This is a genomic window from Pseudomonas sp. IT-P260 (assembly GCF_949768395.1).
Lineage (GTDB): Bacteria > Pseudomonadota > Gammaproteobacteria > Pseudomonadales > Pseudomonadaceae > Aquipseudomonas > Aquipseudomonas parakoreensis.
This window is the reverse complement of record NZ_CATKPO010000039.1, coordinates 300805-325350: the sequence shown is the minus strand read 5'-3', so window position 1 is coordinate 325350 and position 24546 is coordinate 300805. Positions and strand designations below refer to the sequence as shown.

The following is a 24546-nucleotide window of genomic DNA, read 5'->3' as shown; positions in this document are numbered from 1 at the left end:
AACGGGAGCACGTTTACAGACGCAAACTCCAACTTGAACCTCCCCTGACAGTCGCCGAGACGCTATCCCAAGCGGGCAAAATGAATCTGACCTCTGCAAAGCCGTCGTCATCTGTTAGTGACGCCGCAAGTTCCAAATTCGGGAAACTCCAGAAAACCTGCTCGCCCTTGATCGGCACCAAGGCTGTGTTCGCAACGCGAACCTGTATATGAGCTTCCTTACCAATAATCGACTGCCCATGAAGCTTTTGTATCATTACGATCTGCGGTCTGCTCGCAGGATCAAATACCTCAAACTCCAGTGACTGCGAGCCGCCCAAGGCAACCGTTGCCCGCAACTCATACACTCCTGTTTCAATCGGTCTGAAATCAACGCGCGACTTTCCATCCGGCCCCGTGTAAGTAGCCGGCAACGTCAACTCCGGATAATCCCAGATGACCCTGACGCCTGCCAGGGCCCGGCCATCGTGACGCGACACCACCCGAACCTCGGCCGTTGCCTCTTTGCCCAGATCGATATTTGTATCGGGACTGGTCAACGACTCAATCTCCGGCACTATGCCGAAATATCCCAGTCGCGCCATATCCCAACCACCCAGCCCGCCTCGGACAATGGCCGATAAGACTTCATCTACGTCAGCCGGATAATTAAAGGTCAACCGCGCAAGCCCCTCCTCATCCGTCACCGACGGCGTCAAGGTACTGCCTGCAAAATCCCAGCGCACCTGCACACCCGCCAGCGGTAAACCGGTACGTGCCGACACCACTTTGGCTATGGCATGCGCCTGTTGCTCATTGGGTGGCAAACGAGAGTCTTCCGGTTCGTACAATTCGCTGATGACGCGCGGTTCTTCAAGCGTATACCGCAGCTCAACCGACTCCGCATGCGCCGTCTCTCCCACCTTCGCCGTCACTACCGCCGGGCCCGGCGTCTGCGGTTTGAAGCGCACAGTGGCAACACCATAAAAGTCGGTCAGACTGGTAGATGTCCCCAGATCTTCGTTACGCCAGGTCACCAATACGCCAGCGATACCTCGACCAGAAACGGACGACACCACTTTCACCTGCTCGACCAGTTCCTGCTCCCATTCCAGCACTTGCTGAACGCTAGTACTGGTGAGAAGTTTCCACACCTGCGCGCCCTCCCCCAGCGACATCGCGTTGGCCGGCGACAGGCTGGCCAGGCGCTCGGCTCCAAGGCGCAGCGCGAAGCTGCCGTCCTTCAGGTCGGCGCAACGCAAGGAATAGCGCAGAAAACCGAAGGCTGAAGGCTGGCGTGGCGCGCCGAGCGCGGGTTCGAAACTCAGCCCCAGTTCCACTGGCCCGGTACCGGTCAATCCCAAGGTCAGATCCTGCTCCAATAACGGGCTGTTGTCCGGGAACAGCACTTCGACGACATGTGAACCGTTGCGTCGCGGAAAGTAGGTGTGACTGCCCCATGGATGTTCATCATGCCCATCGAACCGTACCCGCACATCTTTCCAAGGGTCACGGGCAAGTGCCATAAAGGACAGGGCACGCTGCTCCTCATAGCCATCGAACAGGCTGTGCACATGGGCCACCACCTCCTGCTGACCCGCCGTATCCGGCAGCAGGCCAAAACCCGACCAGCCGAGGTCATCGCTGGCGACGGTGTCGGAGCCGATTGCGCTCTTCCACTGCACCGCCACCTGTGCGACTGACTGGCGGGTGAAAGCCGAGACCACCCGGATCCAGCTCCAGGCTTTGTCCTTGCCAACAACAGCTTCGACTGCGGACTCATGCCAGTCTTCGATTCGCAACTTGTTGTGGCCGAGCTGCATCGGGTTGGCGGTCATGGACAGGCTCAATGCCGGCAAATGAAGACCCAGCATAAAGTTGCCGGAGACCTTGCTCGCGCTGAAGTCCAGTACCCATCCGACACCACCGTCATCAAGTGGCCGGGCAGTATCGAGCGGAGGTTCGACGCTCGCGTCCAGCTCTTCAGCCGGGGTTCCCAGCCACATCAACGTCCCCTGCAGTCCCACCAGAGGGCTCAATGCATTGGGCAGGTAGCGCAAGCTGTGCGTGGCCCCGATGCAGGGAAACATTCTCTGACTGGCGATTGTCGCAGTCATCTGATCCAGCATCACCGTCAGTTCATCCACAAGCTCTGTAGAGATCAGCCGCCCGAACAACTCCCGGGGCGCGGCAAGCAACGGACTGCTCAAGGTCAGGCTGAACAGACTGCTGGTACTCGAGGCGACCTGCGAACTGAACGTCCACTCCAGCCCGTTTACCTCAAGCTTGCGCGGCTCGCCGATAGACGTGACGGTCAACCCGATTCCCGGCGACTCCCCCCGCCATTGCAGCGTCACCATCTGGTCAAGCAGCACACTGCCGGCCGTGGGTTCGACTTTCAGTGTGTGGGGGGCTCCGCGCCAGCACAGCAACCCCAGCTCGGCCAGATCGACTGCTACATCGTCGAACAAAATCCTGACCTGATTCTTCCACGAACTGCTGGCCAGCGCCGTCACTGCAAACGGTCGCTCTATCGGCACCGCGTCATCGTGTGCCCGCACGCGAGCGGTCACCACCAGCTCACCGGCGCGGCTCGGTTGATACAGCACACTGGCCCAGCCGCCGAGCCCCGATCGGGTGACAATCGTGCCTTCGGGCGTCTGCCAGTCCACCCGTGCATTGTTGACCGGCTCGCCGTCGCCGCTGGTGATCACATGCACCACCTGCACCCGCAACAGAACACTTTCGCCTTCGTCCACCACGGGAAACTTGTTGGCCTCCTGAACGTCGCCAATGCGCACCAGATTGCGTGCCAGTGACATCGGTTTTCTGCCCGAACGCAGCAATAACTTTGAGCACGAAAGCTGCAACTGGAAACGCCCGTCAAGCTCGTCCCGGCAGTCCAGTTCCCAGCTCAAGTCAGCGGCGTCGGACGGCACCCACTCTTCCAGCTCGGGACGTACCCGCACACCCAACTGGGCCGCGGAATCGCCTTCCCAGCGCATGGCCAGTTCGGTGCCACGTAACGCCTCAGGCAGCCGCACACTCAGCTGATAAGTCGAACCCCGATTGGGATAACCGGTCTTTTGCGCCCAAGGCGAGGCATCGCCTTCTACCACGGCCAGTACGTCCTTCCATGGATCGGTCGCCAGCACACGAACGTCCAGCGTCGTGGTCTCGACCCCGCTGGCGTAGTAAGGGCTCGCCACCGAGGCCAGAATGGCGATGTCGCCTGCGGCAACGGGCAGATAATCGAAATACGCCCAGCCTTCCGGGTCGGTGGGTGTCGTGCTCAGAACCCCCCGCTCTTCTGTGGCCCAGGTCACCGTGCGCCCAGCCAGAAACTGACCGGTGTACCAGGACGCCACTCGCACCCCCAGACGCACTGATTGTTCCAACTCCAGCACCGGGAAATATGCGGCTTCCAGCACCTCACCGAACATCAGCCGGTGATGCCCCAGCGAGACCTGCATCGAATAAGGCTCGGCGATGAACTGGTTCACCAGTTGCACCGTAAACAGGTAAGGTTCCTGATCACCGATCAACGGGCATTGAAGGAACCACGGTGAATCCAGTGGTTGATCCACGCCCCAGTCAGGGGTCGCAATAATGGCACCTTGTGGATTGTCATTGCACACCAACGCAGCTTTGGTGTGCAGCCAGGGACTGTCGGGGGCGAGTATGAACTCAAGTCGGTGCTGCAAGTCCTCCGTCGCGCCCAGCCCCAGAAAAACCGACTCGTCAGGCAACAAGTGCTCTGCGTCTACCTTCACCGTGCGCATCTGCGGCAGCGCAAGGTGCAAGTCCAGGCGAATTCGGGTGATCACAACCTGCAGGTGGTAGTCCTCGGAATCAGCATTGGCCGGAGCGACGATTGTGAGGCGAATCTTGTCCTGGCGCTGCACCGGCAGATCGAACGGAGCGTTGTAGATCTTCGGTTTGAATTCCAGCGGCTGCCCACTGGCAATCCGGACCTGATCTTCTGCAGAGTTGCGAAGGTCGCCCGGCGGCAACCGTATTTCTCTCAACAGGGTGCCATTTTCAGCCGTGATGAGCATTTTTCCCGGGTCGGTGTGCCGCGTTTCATACAGAAAACTCAGCACATACCTGGCGCTGGCACCCGGTTCCAAAGGTAAAGTGAACTGTTGAGAGACAGAGGCACAGTTTCCCGCAGTAAGCACTTTAATCTGCACATTTTCATACTCCTCGCCTGTGACTGAAATCTCACGGGGATTGTCGCCCTTTTCCCAGAACTCCAGAGCCTCACGGAAATCCCCATTGAGCACCAGATTGTCATTAGCCTGAATCACCGGTTCAAACATGATGGTCTGCTCCTTGGTTTTTATGTGACTGGCGGGAAGTCAACGCCCGGGTGACCAGGTCTTTGACGGCGAGGGTAAACGTCGGCTCACCGGCCTTGGCCGTGTACCGCACGCGCACAATGATGTCGGTAAGCGAGTTGAGCATCGACGCTTGCCGCTCGCATGTGGGCCAGGGAAAGTGCAACTGCCAGCGCGAAACCGCGCCGGTGTTCTCGAACGGGTTGAGCAAGCCCTCATCCGGTTTAGAGGCGTTCATGCCTGTGTCGGCGATCCCTGCCGATAAACCGATCTGCTGACCACTGCGCAGATTGAACAGCACCTCGTCCGGCGCCACCTTGCCCGCGGGACGATGCAGGTACTCGACGGACTGCGCCGTAGCCTGGGTAGCGATCATGCTGCCGATCTGCAGCAGCGTCGCCTGTAGATCCTGATAAGAGCCGAGCAGTCCGGGCGTATGGACCTCGACCAGGTTGATCAGCCGGCAATACTCGCCGGGGTGATCGCGATCGAATGACAGCTGCGTCAGCTGAAATTCCAGCGTGCCCTTGTCGGTCAGCTCTTTCAGTGCCTGGGTCCAGTCGGAGAATCCCGGCTGCGGATCTTTCCGGTCATCGAACAAGCGTCGCAACGAAACGGTCTTGACCCGCTCCAGACGGCGTTCATGGCTTTGCAGGTACAGGCGGTCCATGCGCAGCAGGTATTCGCGCAAGTGCTCACCGGCGGTCAATCCGTGACGATTGTCGAGCCAGACCTGTGGTAACGCCTCAACGGTGTCGTAATTGCCGGTTTCAGCACTCAACGATGACCGGGCACTCAGGCACAGACTGACCACCGCATCGTAAGCCTGATAGTGCAAGGCCTTGAGCTGGCCCAGCAGCCAGCCGAACAATTCTGCATTGGTCGCGCGTTTCTTCAGATAGTTGTAGAGCACCAGTGCCTGACCGTTGGCCCGCAGGGTTTGCTCCAGACTTGTCCTGGCCGCCTCGAGGGCGAATGTCTGCGCGGTGATCTGCTCTGCGATCGCACCGACTTCGGCCAGTGCCTGATCGCGTTGCAACTCCCACTCTCTGCGGCGCAGGCGGTAGCTTTCGGTGATGGCTTGTTTATCCGCGTCGATCTGCAACAACATCGCGCCGATTTCCAGACCGAAAACCACGGCATCGGCGATTTTTTCTGGACGATGACCACCGTTGGCCACGCCGAAAATATTCGGCAGGGCCCCCACGACCGCGCCTCCGGTCTTGATCGCGTGCGTCCCTGCATTCATCCATTTGACGGCCTGCAGCTTTTCCATGACCTGGTATTCGGCATCGCTGATGTGTTCGTCGTACCAGGCGTTGTATCGTTCGGCCCGCTGCCTGGCCATGGTCTGACTCTGGCTCAGGGCCGTGAGTCCCGCCTCAAGCTGGGCAATGGATTGTTCTTGAACCGCACGGGCGTAATCGCCCAGTTCCTTGAGATACTCTTGCTGCAGTTCTTCCTGCTCGGCCCGATCACGCTGTTCCAGCAGGCGCAAAACCTGGCTGCCGTACTCCTGCAAGGTCTGCACGGCGCGCAATGCCGCCTCATAGGTGACCCGCCAGCGGAAGGCGCCCACCACCAGACGTCCGCCCATCGGCCGCGGCACGCCAACCCCGCCAGCGGCCAGATCGCGCAACAATTGATTGGGATCGGTGGGCGGGCTGAACAGCGCAACGTCCAGTGGTTTGCCATCCAGAGTCAGGTTGTTGCGCAAGTTGTTCAGACGCTGGCCCGGCCAGTCGAACAGATCAAGCAACTGTTCGTTGATCGGCAGTTTGAACGGCTCGTTCGCCAGCAGGCCCATCAACGGTGACGCTTCGGCAGCCGGGGGAATGTCTGCCGGAGAAAACTGCAGTTCCTGCTCGAACTGTTCGAGCGCGGGGCGGTTCGTGCTCTGTCTCAACAAGTCGTCTACCGTCTGCGCTTGCCAACGGGTCACCGCGCGAACAGAAGGTGGCTTGCCCATCAGAAACTCGGCTTGTACGTAACACAGTTTTGCCGCCACCAGTGCATCACGGGTGAGCTGACGGTAGTACCAGTCGCCCCAAGCGACCAGGTTTCTCACGTACTCGGTGAACAACAGAATCTGATAGTGCTGTGGCGCGGCATAGGCGATCGCATCAGGATCGGTGGGCATCTGTGCTTCGTGCCCGACTTTCCCCTCGCTGTACAAAGGACGGCAGCGCCAAAAACGAGGTTTCTTCGGCTCCACCGACGTTTCAACGGCTTGCGGATCGAACACATAGTGCAGCCAGTTCTGCGCTTCCAGATAGCGATCCTCAGCCCGCAAACGGGTCGCCACCAGATGCGGCAGATGAAAAAACAGCTCCCAGAAATACAGACCATTGGCCCCGTCGAACGCCCCGTTCGGCTCATCGATCGGTCCCGCAGCTGGAGGTGGTTCGGTCAGGAACTGGGTGTCCCAGTCCAGTACGGCATCCACGGAGACATTGCTGCGCTGCACCAGCTCCGGGCCGAACAGCGAATTCAAGCGCGTGCGGGACAACACACCGGGCTGCCTGAAGCCGATGAACTGCGCGGCATCCAGCGTATTTTTTTCCAGCGTCGGCGGCACGAAACGGGTGATTTTGGTCAGCGAGACTGTAAATTGCCTGCTGCCTTGTTCGGCGTTGCTCAAGGAGAACTCGACCAGCCCGGTGAATCCTCCTTTCAAGCGCTTGAGTTCCATCCATTGGGTGGCCCATCCCCCTGCAACCGATTCTGATGCCTTGACAGGTACAGGGTCGCCTTCTGCACCATTGCTCAGTGCCAGCTCAAACTCGGCGCGCTCGCCAGTGTTTCCGCCCGTCGCCCGACACAGCCCCCTGACCCAGAGAAAATCCTCTGTACCCTTCTCCGAAAACACCGCCTGCAGCCCGTAATAAACCGTCAGCGGCCCCGGGGTCTCACTCTTGATCGCGACCACTGGCTGATTCTTCGGCGTCAGCGAATGCTGCAAGGTCAGAATATCGGTGAAGCGTTCATTGGCCAGATGATCGAGCCAATCGCCGTTGTCTTCGGCCAGCGGACGAAAGAGCACATCACGCGTGGCGCGTACTTCCAGACCCGCCGGGCTGCGGAGCAATACACCCAGCCGTCCCTTGGGGTGAATCAGGTCATCGGCCAGCGTCATCGCCAGCAACCGGGCATCCGCGCTGGTATCACTGTCCTGATCAGCGCTGTACAGGCTCAGTGGTGCGGACCATTCCGCGTTCTGGCTCATGAACGCCAGGTTGATATCCAGCTTGGGGGGCACATAGCCGTTCACCCCTTTTTCGCCTATCTGATCAGACCATTCGGCCCACACCAGACACAAGCGTCCCGCCCAGACCAGCGGCCGTATATCCAGAACCCGGCCGCCCACCGGAATGTCGACGGGTTGCCATTCATTCCATGTCGCCGGGTTGACCGGATTGCCGGCAGTGGTGAGGTCGATATCGGCCTTGCGCCAGTAATACTGCAACGGCTGCACCCGCTGACGACCGACGAAATAGTAAGTTGCACGGCTTGCCGAATCGCCCTCCAGACAGGCACTGATAACGTCCAGATTGCAGGTCTGTTCGAATGCCTTGAGGTATTCCTGCAACGCACGCCGCACCGAATCGTCGGTCAGACGCGTTTGATTCAAGTCATTTTCCAGTGCCTTGAACAGACGGGTCTTGCGTTGCCGCACAAAGGGATTGATGAAGTTTTCCGGATAGTACGCGATCAACGTCAGCGCCGCCCAATCGGGGTAATTGCTGTACAGCTCCCAGAGTTTCAAGTGTTCTGTCGGGAAAACCGTGTCTCTGTAACCCGGCTCAAGCTTGCGATAGGCCGCATGGATGAATTGCTGCGCGCAACTGGTCGCCTCGGCGACCCACGAGCTTTGCACCGGGTAGTTGTCCAGCGGATCCATGCGCAATAACTCGAACAGGTCCTGCGGCGTTTTCACGAAAGAGTAATTTTCCCTGGCAGCCTGACCGATGCAGTAATCGACCAATGCTGCGCGGCGCTTTTCCAACAAGGGTGACAACTTGCGTTGAGTCATGGTCTTGTCCTGAGTCGTGGGGTTAACGCTGCGTCAACCAACGCTGTCATTGGAGAATCGGGGCTTCGGTGAAAGTGACCGGGTCAAAATCTATTTGGCGGTTATTGGCTTCGCAGCGCACGCTGAAAATGAACGTGCCACCGGACGAACTCGACACGTACACCCGTGTAACCCCCTCGGCATCGGCATAATTCTGTTCGGGACGGATCACCGCCGTGCCGCTGCTGCCGCTGGCCGGTTCGGCAAACCAGCGCACCAGACGATTGCGCCCGGGGTTTCGATAGTTGTCGCGCAGCGTGGCGTACAACGCGACTTCCTGCCCCGCAGGAACCGGCTCCAGCGGCACCTGAGACGTTAATGGTCCCGGGAAGAAGAGCGTCTCGGGGTCATCGGCGATGTTGATGGTCGGGGCCTGTTGCGCGTCGATCAGGTCAAGCCAGAACAGCGGCGTTTCCTGCCCCATGACCTTGCCCGGCAGATACTCGACCGTTACCGTTCCATCGACCTCAGTGGCCTTGGGCACAATCGTGCCGAGGCTCACTTGCCAGTACACATTGACGCCACTCAGTGGCCGCTTGTCGGCATCGCGCAGCGTCACGGTAAACATCACTTTCTCGTCGTCTTTGCCGGCCACCACCTCAGTCTTGTCTACAACACAGGTCATGGTGACCAGCGGTTGCGCTACCTCATCGGCGAAGGCGCCCACCGACTCACGGTTGTCTGAAAGGCTGAACAGCGAGCGCTCTGCAGCGACTCGATAAGCATCCCGGTCTACGGTCTGCGGCAGGTTTCCCACGAGGAAAATCGTCAGGGCGTCCATGCCGCTGTCCCGGGCCAATACGCGGACGCGCATCAGCAAATCGAGCTGGGGCAGTGTCTTGAGAATCTTCAACGTCGGGTCGATGCGGCTGACACACTCACGCACCTCCTGCACGCTCCAGTCGAAAAACGCCGCCAGTCGCAACGCGGCCGCTTCTTGTGCCAGGCGCAACGCATCGCCTGTCAGAGGGCTGGGCAATGCATTGACCTGTCGCAGGTAGTCGAGCAGTTTGCCGGCCGGCTGCTCGCTCAGCTCGAAGGCCCGACCCAGCGTGCTCAGGTAATACAGGGTACGAATCGACAGCTGATGTCGATCGTTCTGAGCCATCCAGGCCTTGTGGCCGTATTGCAGAAAGTCTTCGAGCAACACCGCAGACAGATCCAGCTGGTTCGTCACGGCGCTGCGACGTCGCACATCAGCCAACAAGTTCAGCAGCGGGTCGGGCTGTTCAGAAGCACGCGCAGCGTGGCTGAGCGCATCAGCGGCATCATGATCGGCACGTGCGCTGACCTGAGACAACAATTGATAAACCGTGGACTGTGCCCAGGTCAGCATCAGCAATCCGCGTTCGATATCAAGGCCGGTGTACGCCACCAGACACTCCCTGGCGACCGAGACCTGCGCTTCCCGCGCCTGCAACAGCACGCCGAGCATTCGCTCGACAAGCGCGCCCCGAACACTGGCGTCATTCTCGCCCAGCCCTTCCCTGATGGCCTGGTCGAAAATCTCCCGGGCCAGGCTCACGTATTGGGCCTCGGGTAATTGCAGATCAATGATCAACCCCCTGTGGTCGACCAGCTTGGTCAGCAATTGCAGCCAGTCCAGTCCCTCCAGCGAGGGTACGCCAGCCATCGACAACCCGGCATTGTTGAACAGCGTCGCCGGCAGCAGGTTGAGAATCTGCTCAAACAACCGACGCTCAGCTTGCGTGGCCACCGCCAGGGCCTGCAGCGGTGCCACCTGATTCAACATCCATAGGACAGGGATTTCGCGATCCCTGCACCAAGACACACAGGCGTGCAGGGCATCAATCAGATTGAGCACATCCGGTGGGGTTTCGCTTTCGGGCCGTGTGTACAGGCGCGGCACGCCTGCCAGCCCGTCGACCCAGCGCTCGCCACCCAACAGGGTCAGCATCAGCACCCCTTCGACCGGGGTAACGCCCAATAACCGTGGCAACTTCACCAATCGGTAGAAACTCGAAATGACTGCCGGGGTGCGCTTGAGCGTGCCGTTGAACCCGTGTGCCCGTTCGATCGCGACCGCAAGGTAGGCATATGTCTGCAGATCGATACCCAATCCGCTGCACAACTGGCTGATCGTCAGCTCCGCCCCAGACTGCACCGGCAGCGTCGCAAATGCTTCGCCGTCCAGCACCAGCGGCTGACGATAATTGCCCTGGCTGTTGAAGGTACGATCGAACAATGACAGGGCATCGGCACGGCCGTAAATCGGGATTTCATCGATAAATACCGCGAAGTCCTCTGCCGAACAGCCATAACGTTCACGCAGCGACTGAAACAAGCCGAGGGCCTGCACCTGATGAGTGGAAATCCACCACGGGTTTGCCCGTTGCGCCTGACGTGTCTCTGCCCTGATCGCTGCCGTCAACAACGCGTCCACCTGCTCGCTGGGCAGCTCCAGCCATCGATCCAGGCGCAACTTGCGATTCATTCGTTCGTAGCGGTCAATGGTGGCCGGGTCTTGTGTAAAACGATGCAGAAAAGTTGCGCTGTCTTCACTGTAAGCAATGCCAAGCGCCGGGCTGGTCGCGGCATTGAGGTACACCGAGCCGGATCGCTGGCTCTCGTCAGCGCCCGGCTGCTCGCTTTCATACACAGTGACGTTGGCCGAACGCGTCGGGGCGAATTCGCGAATCGACAGCAACGACTCGATATCACGGGTGTCCAGCCCTGTTTGCTGGCCAAAGAACTTCACCTGATTGAGGTGCTCCCAATCTTCTCCGGTCGTACCAAAGTTGCGTTGGTAATATTCGAGTTTGTTTGCCTCGTCAGTGGGCGCTTCCGTCAACAGCTCACGCTGGTGGGGCCCCAACCGCGACGCATGGGTAAAGGCGCGACCGGCATCGTTGTCCCACGCCTCGGGCTGCAGGAAGTAGGGAAAGGCCAAATCCACCATCTGGACGATATTGCCCACCGACGAGCCATGTTCACGGGCGACAAAATCAAGCGTGACCCAGTGCTGGTAGTACGGCAGACCGTTGGGATAACGGGTCTGGATCAACGCCTCTTCGAGGTCAGCAGCGCTGTCGTTTTCCTCGATGAACGTTTCGAGTACCGGGACGATGATGTCCAGCGCCGACACCACCTGATGCACGGCATTGAAGTCAACCAGCAGCCTCTTCAGATCCTGCCGGCGCTCATGCAAATCGAGCTTATCGGCGCTGCCCATGGGGAGTATTTTCTCTTCGATCCAGCGCAACAGCTCAATCAGGTAGGCCACCGGGGAGACGATTGACTCCAGTGCCTGCGGCGGGCACATGGCATCGAAATCTGACGAGAACAGCTGCTCGTAGCTTGGGCCATCGACCCTCGACAACAGACCGCTCTCGGGGCGGGTGACCCGGGCGTTCGAACCGCTCAACGAATGTTCAATGAACTGGCGCCGGACAAACACCGCCAGGCTGTTGGCCCTGCGTAAAAAGGTCTGCGCATCGTCGGGGTTCAACCGGTAATGCCTGACCAGCCCCTGAACGCCTTGCTCGACCAGCGGAAAAACCGAACCACCGTTTTCCAGGTGTTCACAAAAATCGGCGTAGGTTTCGCGCTGTTCGTCACTGAAGACTTGTTTCAGCCACTGCTGCACAGGGCGGATGGAAGGCTCGGTCATGGTCGGGCTCCCGGAGCAATCGACGTTATCTCGAAACGCTCGCTTTCAACCCAGTCGGATACGGTCGAGCCATCCGCTGCGTCGGTGATGGTTTGTTGGAATCCACACCACTGACCGCCCGGGAGCAGGGGTTGCGTTGCTTCGCCGCACCAGCCTTGAGCAGTGACGGCAATGCCTGCGCTCAGCGCGGTTTCAGGGTTGAACCAGGGCACTACGCGCCCGACGCCCGTGCGTCCCTTGCCGACAAAGCGCAGCGGATTTTCTACCCAGAACCCCGGCGCCGGTTCATCGATCGCTGGCAAATATGTGCCCAGTACCACTGAAAGTGCAGCCGAGGCGGCAGATTCGAACTCATCACGCGAAGCCACCGCCACCAGATCTGCGGGGCCGAGGGACTGCCCCGTTTCAAGCATCAATGACCAGGTACGGTCGTCAAGCACTGAAGCGCTCGCTCGCACCGTGCCGCCATTGCCTGTCAGCGTCACAAGAACGGTGTCACCCGGATAGCCGAAGCCGGACACAACGACCTGACGACCGACGTGCACGCCTCGTCCGGGGCTTTCGATCACCGGGGCGGCAGGCACCACTTTGTAAGTGCGCGGAGCGCTTTCCTTTGACTCGTGGTTCTCGATAAATTGCCGGCCTTTTACGGTGTAATTGCCGACCGGCGACGTTACCTCGGCACGCCATTTCCCCAAAGAGTCGACCGGGACTTTATCGAGCAGGATTTCACTCGGATTTTCACGCCAGATCGTCACTTGACCAAAGGGTTCGGCGGTGCCCGAAAGCGTCGAGGTACGGGCCAGCGATTGATTCGGCGCCGGCACCTCGATGACCGGCGGCACCAGCACGACAAAATAGCTGCGCACGGCACTGGGCAAAGAGGGTCTGCCAGCAATGGTTTGCACGGCTTCGATCTGGTATTTGCGAAACTCGAGTTTTTTCAGTTCGATGAACCAGGCGTTATGAGTGGTCAGCTGTTTCGGCTCACCCAGATTCCGTCCAAATTGCGCGTCCCGCAGTTGCAACGTCGCACCGCTATAGCCGTTGATACCGCGCACGATCAGGTCGTAGTGGCAATCTGCATCTTCATTCGGTTCGGTGATCACCGGCCGCTCCGGGCTGACCGAAAACGCTTGCGAAACTGGCGGTGAAGGGCGCCCGGCAACGGTCTGGATCACCGTCACGGTGTGCTGCTTGTCCGGGGCGAATCCCGCGTCGCGCTTGAAGGTCCATGTACCGCTGGTGCCGACCGGCCGGTGCTCGGTCGCACTGTCGCTGTACTTCAGGCTCAGCGTCGCGCCGGGCCAGCAGGTGCCGGAGATTTTCGGTGACAGTCCATCGTCCTCGACGGCAGTGATGATGGGGGCCAGCAGCGGCACGGTGATCGTCATTTCCACCGGGTCGGAAGCCAGCGCACCGTCCTTCTGCACCAACAGCACCACCTTGGTGGTGTTCGGTTCCCAGCGTGCAGAGGCCTGTGCCGACCAACCCTGCGCCGTGACCGGTGCAGGCGGTGCAATCGGCGCGCCGGTTGCCTTGTCCGTCACGTGCACGGTCGCGCCACTGACCCCCTTGCCAGACAGGATCGGCGTGTAATCGACCACGGTATAAGACAGGTCGGTCGGTGCTGGAAAACGGTCGATATTGATGATCCGCTCCACCGCATCCGACACCGCATTACCCAGTTTTTGCACGACTCGCACCGTGCGCGTCGAACCCGGCGCCCAAGCTTGAAAAGCCCGGGTCGACCAGCCTTGCGCCGTGACGGTGGTTGCCGGCGCAACCGCACTGCCATTGGCCTTGTCGGTAACCTCGATCGATGCGTTGGTAACGCCCTTTCCCGTGAAGGTGGGGGTGTAATTGGAAACGGTGTGAGTCACCTCCGTGGGCGCCGGCAATTTCGATGAAGTTTTGAACAGGTACTCGTGCGAGGGAATTGAGCCCCCGGCGTTATCGGAAACTTTCTGCACGACCTTCAGATCGTAGTCGCCGATGGGCCAGTTTTGTGAAGTTGTTCTCCAACGGCCTGCGGTCACGTCTGCGTCAGGTGGCCGCGTCGCACCTGCCGGGCCTTTGACGATGGTGATCTCGACCTCGGCGCCGGTAAAACCTGAGCCGGAAAACTCGATGGTGGTGAGGGTTGGATAGGTGACGCTGACGGAGGTCAGTGCAGGGGGGCGGATTTTGAACGAGCGCTGCAAACTTACATCGGAAGTGACGCCTGACAGCGTCTGCCGCGCAACAATCGTAAAGCTGCCCGGCGGCATGTCTTGAGTGAACGCAGTGACCTGCCATTGTCCGTTGCTTTCTGCTGTGCCCTGGCCAATCTTGAATGAATGTTCCAAATCCTTTAGGACTTCGACAACGGCGCCTGAAACAGCCCTCCCCCCCGCTATCGGACCTCTCGGATCGGTCACTGCTGATTCGGATGGAGTCGTGATTGTCGGCCGCAGAAGCAAGGTGAAATATTGCGTTGCAGTCCAGTCATTCAGCCCGCGGTGACCAGCCTGCATTTCGACCAGACCACCGTTAGGATAATTATCCTGGTTGAACGGGGCCTCCCATGTGCGGTTGGATTTAACAAGTGCTGTTGCATGTAAAACACCGCCGGGTTTCATCACGTCAATTGTTTTTCCCGGCGTACCCCGTCCGGTAATCAATAGTTGAGCGCTGGCGCGTACCACTGCTCCTGGTGACGGGGAATCGATGACCGGAGCCACTTTCAAAACCACAGTCATCAGATTGGATCTAGAGGACGAGTATGTGCCAACTTTCTGAATGGCATAATAAGTCAGTGGCTGTGTTTCAAAAGGCAGACTGATATTAGCCGTCCAACTGCCACCGACCCGAATAGTGGCGTTACCCAGCAAGGCATCATCCGCAGCATTATAGAGAGTGATTACACCATCATTAAATAAACCACCACTACCCTGCACTGTGAATTGGGGTGACGTTACGTCACCGGAAGGCTCATTAATAATTGGTGTAGTAACTTCGATAGTGAACGACACTCTTGATGTCGAAGCCTGAATCGCTTCCAGGTGATAACTACCAGGGGGATGAGCATTCAGGATGCGGGACCATGTATTCCCGTTGATTATTCCGCTACTTATCTGAACCGATTCTTGCCCCCGGTACAAGTGCAATACTATATTCATCGGAAGGCTTGTGGTGCCCGTGACGGAAATCGGAACAGGAGGGATAGTTCCATTATTTGCAGGCGTGATAATTACAGCGCTGGCTGGACCAGTTTCGCCATCATATTCCTGAACCATGAACACTCCCTCCGGTTCCACCCCCAAGAATTGAACATCTGTATATAGTTCATTGGGGAACTATTAAAATGCATTCACTCATTCACCCTGTTTATTCTTTCGCTCTTCAAAAAATCGCTCGACAACGATTCGCGGATTGCCGAGCCTCTCATCAACTACCTCATCACCCTGAACAGCATTTATTGGAAATACTTCCCATGAAGAATGCTCCCACCCATCATTATGAGTACCATCAAAGTTGCATGCGATACGGAATTGTATATTAGCGGATTGAACCGGAATTGATCCGTATCGTACATAGGCAATAAATTCTGAAGGCTGTACTTCCTGCCACATTGCATCGGGGGAAGGTATATCTCGCGCCACACTGAAATTATGAAATTCAAGATTCAAATTCCCTCTGTACCACGGCTTACCTATTGGACGCGTAGTCATTTTGTACATATTAGTCCTGACATCAACCGTTCTTCCGTCGGCAGATTTTTTATATTGATAATACAACCACGCATGCAACTCTGGAATCCTATGATTAAGATAAGCCACTCTAGTTACTGCGTTATCCCAGCCATCAGAATAAGTAAAATCAGTATCAAAAAATTCACCTCGCCCATGATAAATAGTTCCTGACCTTTCAGCTTGGAACTTCGCCCAAAGCTCAACTTCACTCAAATCAATTTTCGCGTTCTTCATAACATTCTCCTCAAGTGAAGTTTTAATTTACTTTCCCGCTGCTCACCCGCCTACTGTCAGAACTGACAGTTAAAAAGATCAAATACTTCTAAAAAAATATTTTATAGACACTAAAATAGCTAACGATTCCCAGCCCTACTTCGACACGCGCAGCAAACTACAACGCCTTGCGCGTTTGCCTACAGATCCGCCAGAATCCGCCGGCTTGTGCGCCTTGCCGATGCCCCGTAACGTGATCCGTGCCGCTGCCAATCAGTGGTCGGGTTCAGTCGCCCGGGGGTTTCACCAATGTGCATAAGCGTCATCAAGTCGGGTATTCCCTATCCCCGCACTCGATGGTGGCTGTCGCAGGTCGCCTTCGGGCGAGCCGGTTTTTGGTGATGGTTTCCCCCGGTCGACTAACCTGCATTCAGCCGCCACCCTCGCGCAATTCCGTGGATCGCGGCATGCAGATGTTCCCTGTTGCGGCGGAGAAGACGCTGGACAGTGAGCGGGCGATTGCTGTGGGTTAGCTCATGAATAGACGTTGTCTGGGCTGATGCATTCGCGGGCAAGCCCGCTCCCACAGGGATTTGTGGTGTGCACAAACGCTTTGATCAACCGAGGACACTGTGGAAGCGGGCTTGCCCGCGATGGCAATCGTGCGAGCGCCGCCGGAGTCAGGCCGAAGCCGGCAATGGCTGGAAGCTGAAGTACTGGCGCAGCGCCTCGACCAGTTGCCCGTATTCCGGAGGCGGGCGTTGCAGGCTGAAGCCGGCGTCGTAATGCAGCGGTGTTGCGTCTTCCTGGCACCACAGGCAACACGCGTTGAGGTCGATCACCTGGTGGCAACCATCGCTGGCAGGGATTTTCAGGCGTAGATGGAATTCGGCGCCGATCATCATCGGCAACTGACTGATGAGCATCAGCCCGTCTTCGGACACGTTGCCCAGAAAACCGATGGGTTTGTCGGTGACGCTGTTGTACACCCGGAGGAAGTACGGCAGTTGATGCCGTTCGATTCGGCGGTCGGTAAACATGCGCAGTACGCCATGCAAGGCTCCATCACAGAGCCGCACCTTTGCTTCGGAACGTGCCCGTCTCGCAGACACGCTCTCCCCGCTCCCGGTTTGACGGTCGCCAATACGCCATCACTTCAACCTCTACCAGTCGCAGGTGTTGCCCAGGTTCAGGCGCCAAGCGCTGAACCGGATCATTGGACTATAGCTCAGCTTGTACAGTCGGCCAGCGTTTGTACGACATCCGGCATCAGAAGCGTTGCGAACCTGGCACGGCCGCTGCGCTGCGCGTCGGGTAATGGCCCAGGCTCTGCAGGGTTTCCAGGCGCGCGCGAGCGCGGAAGGCGTATTCGCTGTTGGGGTACGAGGCGATGATGAACTGGTAGGTCTGCGCCGCATCGATGTACATTTTTTGCCGTTCCAGGCACTGGCCGCGCATCATCGACACTTCCGGCCACACATACGGGCGGGCCCGGCTGGCGCGTTCGACCTTGGACAGTTCGAGCATCACCTGCTCGCAGTTGCCCCGGTCATAGGCGCTGTAGGCGTTGTTCAGATGATGGTTCATCGACCAACGGGTGCAGCCCGTGACGGCGAGGACGCTGAGGGCAAGGGCGGCAATGGGCACGAATCGCATGGGGTATTCTCCTGTCTTGTGATCATTATCGACCTCGGGCGAGAAATCTTCAGAGTCCTTTGTTCCGATTGTCGCGTTCAATAAAGAAAACAATAAGTAGTGCAAACGAACAATGACTACACCCAAAGAGCGTAGTAGCCTCTGCGAGCGCTTGAACCTGAGGAGTCTTTGCATGTCCGTCCGTCGTACCAAAATCGTCGCTACCCTTGGCCCGGCCAGTAACTCGCCGGAAGTTCTCGAACAGCTGATTCTGGCTGGTCTGGACGTCGCCCGTCTGAACTTCTCCCACGGCACCCCCGACGAGCACAAGGCTCGCGCGAAGCTGGTGCGTGACCTCGCGGCCAAGCATGGTCGCTTCGTTGCCCTGCTGGGCGACCTGCAAGGCCCGAAAATCCGTATCGCCAAATTCGCCAACAAGCGCATCGAGCTGAAGATCGGTGACAAGTTCACCTTCTCCACCAGCCATCCGCTGACCGAAGGCAACCAGCAAGTGGTCGGCATCGACTACCCGGATCTGGTCAAGGACTGCGGCGTGGGCGACGAGTTGCTGCTCGACGACGGCCGCGTGGTGATGCGCGTCGAAACCGCCACCGCGACCGAACTGCACTGCATCGTGACCATCGGCGGCCCGCTGTCCGACCACAAAGGCATCAACCGTCGCGGCGGCGGCCTGACCGCGCCGGCCCTGACTGAAAAAGACAAGGCCGACATCAAGCTCGCCGCCGAAATGGAAGTCGACTACCTCGCCGTGTCCTTCCCGCGTGATGCGGCCGACATGAACTACGCCCGTCAACTGCGCGACGAAGCCGGCGGCACTGCCTGGCTGGTGGCGAAGATCGAACGCGCCGAAGCCGTGGCCGATGACGAAACCCTCGACGGTCTGATCAAGGCCTCCGACGCTGTCATGGTTGCCCGTGGCGACCTCGGTGTGGAAATCGGCGACGCCGAGTTGGTGGGCATTCAGAAGAAGATCATTCTGCACGCACGCCGCCACAACAAAGCGGTGATCGTGGCGACCCAGATGATGGAGTCGATGATCCAGAACCCGATGCCGACCCGCGCCGAAGTGTCCGACGTGGCCAACGCCGTGCTCGACTACACCGACGCCGTGATGCTGTCTGCCGAATCCGCTGCAGGCGCTTATCCGCTGGAAGCCGTGCAGGCCATGGCGCGCATCTGCGTCGGCGCTGAAAAGCACCCGACCAGCAAGACGTCCAGCCACCGTATCGGCAAGGAATTCGAGCGCTGCGACGAGAGCATTGCGCTGGCGACCATGTACACCGCCAACCACTTCCCGGGCGTCAAGGCGATCATCGCGCTGACCGAGAGCGGCTACACCCCGCTGATCATGTCGCGTATCCGTTCGTCGGTGCCGATCTACTGCTTCACCCCGCACCGCGAAGCCCAGGCCCGCGCGGCGATGTTCCGCGGCGTGTACACCGTTCCGTTCGATCCGGCTTCGCTGGCCCCGAACGAAGTCAGCCAGAAAGCCATCGACGAGCTGGTCAAGCGCGGCGTCGTGGAAAAAGGCGACTGGGTCATCCTGACCAAGGGCGACAGCTACCACACCACCGGCGGCACCAACGGCATGAAGATCCTGCACGTTGGCGATCCACAGGTCTGAGTGATTCGCTGAAAACCAAAAGCCCCGGCATGTGAGTGCCGGGGCTTTTTGCATTCTGCTCCAACAGATTCTGTATCGGCTCCGGCCTCATCGCTGGCAAGCCAGCTCCCACAGGGCTAGGCGGTGATCACAGATCTTGCATCCACCACAAAAACTGTGGGAGCTGGCTTGCCAGCGATGAGGCCAGCCCGGCCAGCGAGAATCTCAATGCCGCTTGATAAACCCGGTCAACGCCGCCAACGCCTCCGGCGAGCGCAAGCGCTGGGTGAACAGCGCGCCCTCCTCCTCGATCACCTTACGGATCAACTCGCGATCCGGCGCCCTCATCAATTGCTTGCTGATGCGCACCGCGTCCGGCGGCAATTCGTCGAAACGCAGCGCCATCTCCCGCGCCTTGTTCAGCGCCGCTTCGCCGCTGCCCAGCGCCTCGCTGGCGATGCCCCACTGCGCGGCCTGCTCACCGCTGAAACCTTCACCGAGCAACAACAACTCGGCCGCTTTGGCCTGCCCGAGCAAACGCGGCAGGATCAGGCTGGAACCGAACTCCGGGCACAGCCCCAGGTTGACGAACGGCATGCGCAACCGCGCATCGCGGCTGACGTAGACCAGATCGCAATGCAGCAACAACGTGGTACCGATGCCCACCGCCGCGCCGGCCACGGCGGCGATCACCGGTTTGCGGCATTCGAGCAGATTGAGCATGAAGTGGAACACCGGGCTGTCGAGGTCGCTCGGCGGTTGCTGGATGAAGTCAGCGATGTCGTTGCCGGCGGTGAAGCATTCGGCGCTGCCAGTGATCAGCACGGCATTGATTTCAGGATCGCTGTCGGCCTGCTTCAGGGCCTCGGCAAGGCGACTGTACATCGCGCGGGTCAGGGCGTTTTTCTTGTCCGGGCGGTTGAGGCGCAGGGTAAGTAAACCGCGTTCGCGTTCCAGCAGGATGGCTTCGGTCATGGCGTGTCTCAACATGGCTGGTTTACAAGCTCACTGTGGCGAGGGGATTTATCCCCGATTGAGTGCGCAGCGCTCACAAAATCGTGGGACCGCTGCGCAGCCCATCGGGGATAAATCTCCTCGCCAGAGGGTTCCGCCTTGCTCCAAAAGGATCAGCGCTTAACTGCGGGACAAAAACACATCGGCCAGCAGTTGATTGCGCGGCAGTCCGGCCAGGTACAGACGCTTGGCAAAGGCCTCGACGCTGGCGGTTGAGCCGCAGACTAAGGCCAGGGTTTGCCGGGAAACAAGGCGCAGTTGCGCCAAAGCGGCGGCTGACTCGGCCGCCGTCCATAGCTCGACGCTGAGGTTTTCGCGCTGCGCGGCGAGCGCTGCCAGGGGTTTGGCCAGATAGTGCTCGCGCGCATCATGAGCCAGGTGAATGACGCGGATGGCGCCCTGGTGATCCTGACGCAAGGCTTCGCGCAGCACGCCGAACAAAGGACCCAGCCCGGTGCCGGCGGCCAGCAGCCACAGCGGGCGCGCGTGCCAGTCCGGGTCGTAATGCAGGGCGCCGCCGCGCAACTCGCCGAGGCGGATCGTGTCGCCGATCTGCAGGCGCCGCGCCGCATCGCTGAATTCGCCGGGCTGGCGACAGTCGAGGTGGAATTCGAGAAAGCGATCCTCCTGCGGCAGGCTCGCCAGCGAATACGGCCGGGCGATGTGGTTGATCCACAGCACCAGATGCTGCCCCGCGCTGTAGCGCAGCGGTCGTTGCGGGGTGAGGCGCAAACGCAGGACGTTGTCACTGAGCCAGTCCAGCGCCTCGACCAGCGCCGGGCGCCCGTCGGTAACGGGGTCGAAGGTGTGTACCTGCAAATCTTCCGTGACCTGACACTGACAAGCCAGCCGCCAGCCTTCCTGGCGCTGTTCGGCGCTCAAGGCATCCGGGCGACTGTCGGCGGGCGAACCCTGAACACACTGCACCAGACAGGCATGGCAACTGCCGGCGCGGCAGCTGTAAGGCACCGCGACGCCGTGCTGATTCAGCGCGTCGAGCAAATTGCTGCCCGCCGCCACCGACCATTGCCGGTCACCGACCCGAAGTTCAGGCATCCACATTCTCCCACGCCGCTGCACAGCGATTGCGCCCGTCGCGCTTGGCCCGGTACAGCGCCTGATCGGCGCGCTGCAAAGCGTCGTCCAGATCATCGCCCAGTTCCAGCAGGGTCATGCCCGCCGACAGGCTGAGGTTGCGCACATTCAGCCCTACCAGTTCAACGTCGGTGAAAGCAATGCGCAGGCGTTCACAACAAGCCGTCAGGCGTTCGGCATCGCAGTCGGGCAGCAACACCACGAATTCCTCGCCACCGTAACGCGCCAGCACGTCGCCGTCACGCAGGCAGGCACCCGCCACACCGGCGAAGGCCTGCAACACCTGATCGCCGGCGGCATGGCCGTGCAAATCGTTGATGCGTTTGAAATGGTCGAGATCGATCAGCGCCAGACCATGCACCACGCCCGGTTCCATCTCCGCCAGTTCCCGTGAGGCCAGGCGCAGAAAATGCCGGCGGTTGAACAGCCCGGTCAACTCATCGGTGGCCACCAGATCTTCGAGCTGGCGCATCATCCCGCGCAGGGTGTCCTGATGCGCCTGCAGGGCAAACCGGCGCTGGCGCATGCGTTGTCGTGAGACCTGGACAAAGCGTGCGTAGATCACCAGCCAGGCCAGGACCATCGCCAGAATGCACACCTGCAACGCCGCCAGGGCCGGATCCGGCAGACGGAAGTGGTAGCCGTCCCAGAGGGTGATCGCACAGAAACTGAAGAACACCAGCAGCGCGCAACGAATGAATGCGCGCCGGGTTAAATGAAACAGGCCGAACAGCAGGATCAGCACGTAGAACACCAGAAACGCGCCGCGTGCTTCGTCCAGATGAGCGATCAGCCAGGTCTGCCAGCCGAGCCCGAGCAGCACTTGCGCTTCGGTCAGGCTAGGATCGGCAAAGCGCTGATTGTGCCCGGCCCAGAACAGCGCAAACAACGTCGCCTGGCAGATGACCACCAGCGCGCTGCCGATGGCCACGCTGTTCAATGATTGCGGGTAATGTCCGGTGAAAAATGCCAGCCACAGCAACAGCAAAGCCAATCCATAGGTGGCCGCAGCGAGGGCGAAGCGTTTGAGCAAAAGACGTTGAATGGCGTTATGGGTCAATCGTTGACTCACCGTGCGATAGGAGGCTGACCGAGTGTCCTACTCTACAGACCGGATGCCACTTTAGAGGGGCGGTCGATAAATGACCACCGATTTTCGGGCTCGAAAATTGACGTCAAAAGTGTGGCCTCAAAAGCCCCTCACCCTAGCCCTCTCCCCGAGGGAGAGGGAACTGACCGCATTGTTTATTTGAGATACGCCGACCTGATACATCATGCCGAACTCAGGTTTTGAATTCGCCACAAATCGGCTCCCTTCCCCCCTCGCCCCCTTGGGGGAGAGGGCTGGGGTGAGGGGGTAGGTATTGAAGTGCAAACCCGATGTTCGATATTCGCCCAACCATGCGACCAACGAATGACTGCCGACGCGTGTATGCCCCGAAGAGGCGCGGTATACTGCCGCGCCTTTTTAGCGTCGCGCCAGCAGCCCCGGCGTGCCTTGAAAGGTGCTTGCAACCGACCGATGCACCCAAGCTGCAAGCACCTTATTGAATGTTCCCGTCTTTTAGAGGAGCGCGACTCATGACCGTGATCAAGCAAGATGACCTGATTCAGAGCGTTGCCGACGCCCTGCAATTCATTTCCTACTACCACCCCGTGGATTTCATCCAGGCGATGCACGAAGCCTACCTGCGCGAAGAATCGCCAGCGGCCCGTGATTCGATCGCGCAGATCCTGATCAACTCGCGCATGTGCGCCACCGGCCACCGCCCGATCTGCCAGGACACCGGCATCGTCACCGTGTTCGTGCGCGTGGGCATGGACGTACGTTGGGATGGCGCGACCATGAGCCTGGACGACATGATCAACGAAGGCGTGCGCCGCGCCTACAACCTGCCGGAAAACGTCCTGCGTGCCTCGATCCTCGCCGACCCGGCGGGCGCTCGCAAAAACACCAAGGACAACACCCCGGCGGTCATCCACTACTCCATCGTCCCGGGCAACACCGTGGAAGTGGACGTGGCGGCCAAGGGCGGCGGTTCCGAGAACAAGTCGAAAATGGCCATGCTCAACCCGTCCGACTCGATCGTTGACTGGGTGCTGAAGACCGTTCCGACCATGGGCGCCGGCTGGTGCCCACCGGGCATGCTCGGCATCGGCATCGGCGGCACCGCCGAGAAAGCCGCGGTCATGGCTAAAGAAGTGTTGATGGAGTCCATCGACATCCACGAACTGAAAGCCCGTGGCCCGCAGAACCGTATCGAAGAGATCCGTCTGGAGCTGTTCGAGAAGGTCAACCAGTTGGGCATCGGCGCCCAGGGCCTCGGTGGCCTGACCACCGTGCTCGACGTGAAGATCATGGACTACCCGACTCACGCCGCCTCCCTGCCGGTGTGCATGATCCCGAACTGCGCCGCCACCCGTCACGCGCACTTCGTGCTCGACGGCAGCGGCCCGGCCTCGCTGGAAGCGCCATCGCTGGATGCTTACCCGGAAATCGTCTGGGAAGCCGGCCCGTCGGCCCGTCGCGTCAACCTCGACACCCTGACCCCGGAAGAAGTGCAGAGCTGGAAGCCGGGCGAAACCGTCCTGCTCAACGGCAAGATGCTCACCGGCCGCGACGCGGCGCACAAGCGCATGGTCGAGATGCTGAACAAGGGTGAAACCCTGCCAGTGGATCTGAAAGGTCGCTTCATCTACTACGTCGGCCCGGTGGATCCGGTCGGTGACGAAGTGGTGGGCCCGGCAGGCCCGACCACCGCGACGCGGATGGACAAGTTCACCCGTCAGATCCTTGAGCAGACCGGCCTGCTGGGCATGATCGGCAAGTCCGAGCGTGGCCCGACCGCGATCGAAGCGATCAAGGACAACAAGGCTGTGTACCTGATGGCCGTGGGCGGCGCCGCTTACCTGGTGGCCCAGGCCATCAAGAAGTCCAAGGTGCTGGCCTTCGCCGAACTGGGCATGGAAGCGATCTACGAGTTCGAGGTCAAGGACATGCCGGTCACCGTCGCGGTGGACAGCAACGGTGAGTCGGTACACATCACCGGCCCGGCGATCTGGCAACAGAAGATCGCCGAAAGCCTGGCGGTAGAAGTGCAGTAAGCGCTTTACAGCCATGAACGAGGCCGGCCCGTCCTGTGACGGGCCGGCCTTTTTTGTACCCAGCACATCAATAGCCCTTTGGCACCTGTCAGATCTGACAGGTTA

The 24546-nt window shown here is 59.6% G+C and carries 12 protein-coding genes; 2 read left to right on the top strand and 10 right to left on the bottom strand.

Annotated elements, in window-relative coordinates:
* Positions 1 to 13 precede the first annotated feature (13 nt).
* The 7 genes from ACM6HV_RS17855 to ACM6HV_RS17825 all read right to left on the bottom strand — a co-directional run bounded on the left by ACM6HV_RS17855 (position 14) and on the right by ACM6HV_RS17825 (position 17624).
* Complete coding sequence (locus tag ACM6HV_RS17855; RefSeq protein WP_414904895.1) at positions 14 to 4300, bottom strand: MSCRAMM family protein; 4287 nt, start codon at positions 4298 to 4300, stop codon at positions 14 to 16.
* Complete coding sequence (locus ACM6HV_RS17850) at positions 4293 to 8351, bottom strand: neuraminidase-like domain-containing protein (RefSeq protein ID WP_414904894.1); 4059 nt, start codon at positions 8349 to 8351, stop codon at positions 4293 to 4295. The genes ACM6HV_RS17855 and ACM6HV_RS17850 overlap by 8 nt, the downstream gene beginning before the upstream one ends.
* A gap of 46 nt (positions 8352 to 8397) precedes the next feature.
* The gene (locus ACM6HV_RS17845) at positions 8398 to 12021 is read right to left on the bottom strand and encodes a Tc toxin subunit A (RefSeq protein WP_414904893.1); all 3624 of its coding nucleotides are present in this window, start codon (positions 12019 to 12021) and stop codon (positions 8398 to 8400) included.
* Entirely contained in the window at positions 12018 to 14894 is a 2877-nt protein-coding gene (locus tag ACM6HV_RS17840) for a hypothetical protein (protein ID WP_414904892.1), read from the bottom strand. Before ACM6HV_RS17840 ends, ACM6HV_RS17845 begins: the two co-directional genes overlap by 4 nt.
* 483 nt (positions 14895 to 15377) lie before the next feature.
* Positions 15378 to 15989, bottom strand: coding sequence for a hypothetical protein (locus tag ACM6HV_RS17835; RefSeq protein ID WP_414904891.1), 612 nt, complete (start codon positions 15987 to 15989; stop codon positions 15378 to 15380).
* A gap of 659 nt (positions 15990 to 16648) precedes the next feature.
* Complete coding sequence (locus ACM6HV_RS17830; RefSeq protein ID WP_145594597.1) at positions 16649 to 17008, bottom strand: PilZ domain-containing protein; 360 nt, start codon at positions 17006 to 17008, stop codon at positions 16649 to 16651.
* 229 nt (positions 17009 to 17237) lie between these two features.
* Positions 17238 to 17624, bottom strand: coding sequence for a tetratricopeptide repeat protein (locus tag ACM6HV_RS17825; RefSeq protein ID WP_414904890.1), 387 nt, complete (start codon positions 17622 to 17624; stop codon positions 17238 to 17240).
* Positions 17625 to 17796: 172 nt separating this feature from the next.
* Between ACM6HV_RS17825 and pyk the strand changes: the two genes are divergently transcribed.
* Complete coding sequence (pyk, locus tag ACM6HV_RS17820) at positions 17797 to 19248, top strand: pyruvate kinase (protein ID WP_041068487.1); 1452 nt, start codon at positions 17797 to 17799, stop codon at positions 19246 to 19248.
* Positions 19249 to 19452: 204 nt separating this feature from the next.
* Here pyk and ACM6HV_RS17815 read toward each other — a convergent pair whose 3' ends face one another.
* The 3 genes from ACM6HV_RS17815 to ACM6HV_RS17805 all read right to left on the bottom strand — a co-directional run bounded on the left by ACM6HV_RS17815 (position 19453) and on the right by ACM6HV_RS17805 (position 22396).
* Complete coding sequence (locus ACM6HV_RS17815; protein ID WP_414904889.1) at positions 19453 to 20202, bottom strand: enoyl-CoA hydratase-related protein; 750 nt, start codon at positions 20200 to 20202, stop codon at positions 19453 to 19455.
* A 159-nt stretch (positions 20203 to 20361) separates the two neighbouring features.
* The gene (locus ACM6HV_RS17810) at positions 20362 to 21297 is read right to left on the bottom strand and encodes an iron-sulfur-binding ferredoxin reductase (RefSeq protein ID WP_414904888.1); all 936 of its coding nucleotides are present in this window, start codon (positions 21295 to 21297) and stop codon (positions 20362 to 20364) included.
* The gene (locus tag ACM6HV_RS17805; protein ID WP_414904887.1) at positions 21290 to 22396 is read right to left on the bottom strand and encodes a GGDEF domain-containing protein; all 1107 of its coding nucleotides are present in this window, start codon (positions 22394 to 22396) and stop codon (positions 21290 to 21292) included. The genes ACM6HV_RS17810 and ACM6HV_RS17805 overlap by 8 nt, the downstream gene beginning before the upstream one ends.
* A gap of 521 nt (positions 22397 to 22917) precedes the next feature.
* Here ACM6HV_RS17805 and ACM6HV_RS17800 point away from each other — a divergent pair.
* Positions 22918 to 24441, top strand: coding sequence for a fumarate hydratase (locus tag ACM6HV_RS17800; protein WP_027612504.1), 1524 nt, complete (start codon positions 22918 to 22920; stop codon positions 24439 to 24441).
* Positions 24442 to 24546: the final 105 nt, after the last annotated feature.

What these genes read in the sequence shown, in the direction of transcription:
- ACM6HV_RS17855 (WP_414904895.1), bottom strand. Translation starts at nt 4,300, where the DNA reads ATGTTTGAACCGGTGATTCAGGCTAATGACAATCTGGTGCTCAATGGG.
- ACM6HV_RS17850 (WP_414904894.1), bottom strand. Translation starts at nt 8,351, where the DNA reads ATGACTCAACGCAAGTTGTCACCCTTGTTGGAAAAGCGCCGCGCAGCA.
- ACM6HV_RS17845 (WP_414904893.1), bottom strand. Translation starts at nt 12,021, where the DNA reads ATGACCGAGCCTTCCATCCGCCCTGTGCAGCAGTGGCTGAAACAAGTC.
- ACM6HV_RS17835 (WP_414904891.1), bottom strand. Translation starts at nt 15,989, where the DNA reads ATGAAGAACGCGAAAATTGATTTGAGTGAAGTTGAGCTTTGGGCGAAG.
- ACM6HV_RS17830 (WP_145594597.1), bottom strand. Translation starts at nt 17,008, where the DNA reads ATGTTTACCGACCGCCGAATCGAACGGCATCAACTGCCGTACTTCCTC.
- ACM6HV_RS17825 (WP_414904890.1), bottom strand. Translation starts at nt 17,624, where the DNA reads ATGCGATTCGTGCCCATTGCCGCCCTTGCCCTCAGCGTCCTCGCCGTC.
- pyk (WP_041068487.1), top strand. Translation starts at nt 17,797, where the DNA reads ATGTCCGTCCGTCGTACCAAAATCGTCGCTACCCTTGGCCCGGCCAGT.
- ACM6HV_RS17815 (WP_414904889.1), bottom strand. Translation starts at nt 20,202, where the DNA reads ATGACCGAAGCCATCCTGCTGGAACGCGAACGCGGTTTACTTACCCTG.
- ACM6HV_RS17810 (WP_414904888.1), bottom strand. Translation starts at nt 21,297, where the DNA reads ATGCCTGAACTTCGGGTCGGTGACCGGCAATGGTCGGTGGCGGCGGGC.
- ACM6HV_RS17800 (WP_027612504.1), top strand. Translation starts at nt 22,918, where the DNA reads ATGACCGTGATCAAGCAAGATGACCTGATTCAGAGCGTTGCCGACGCC.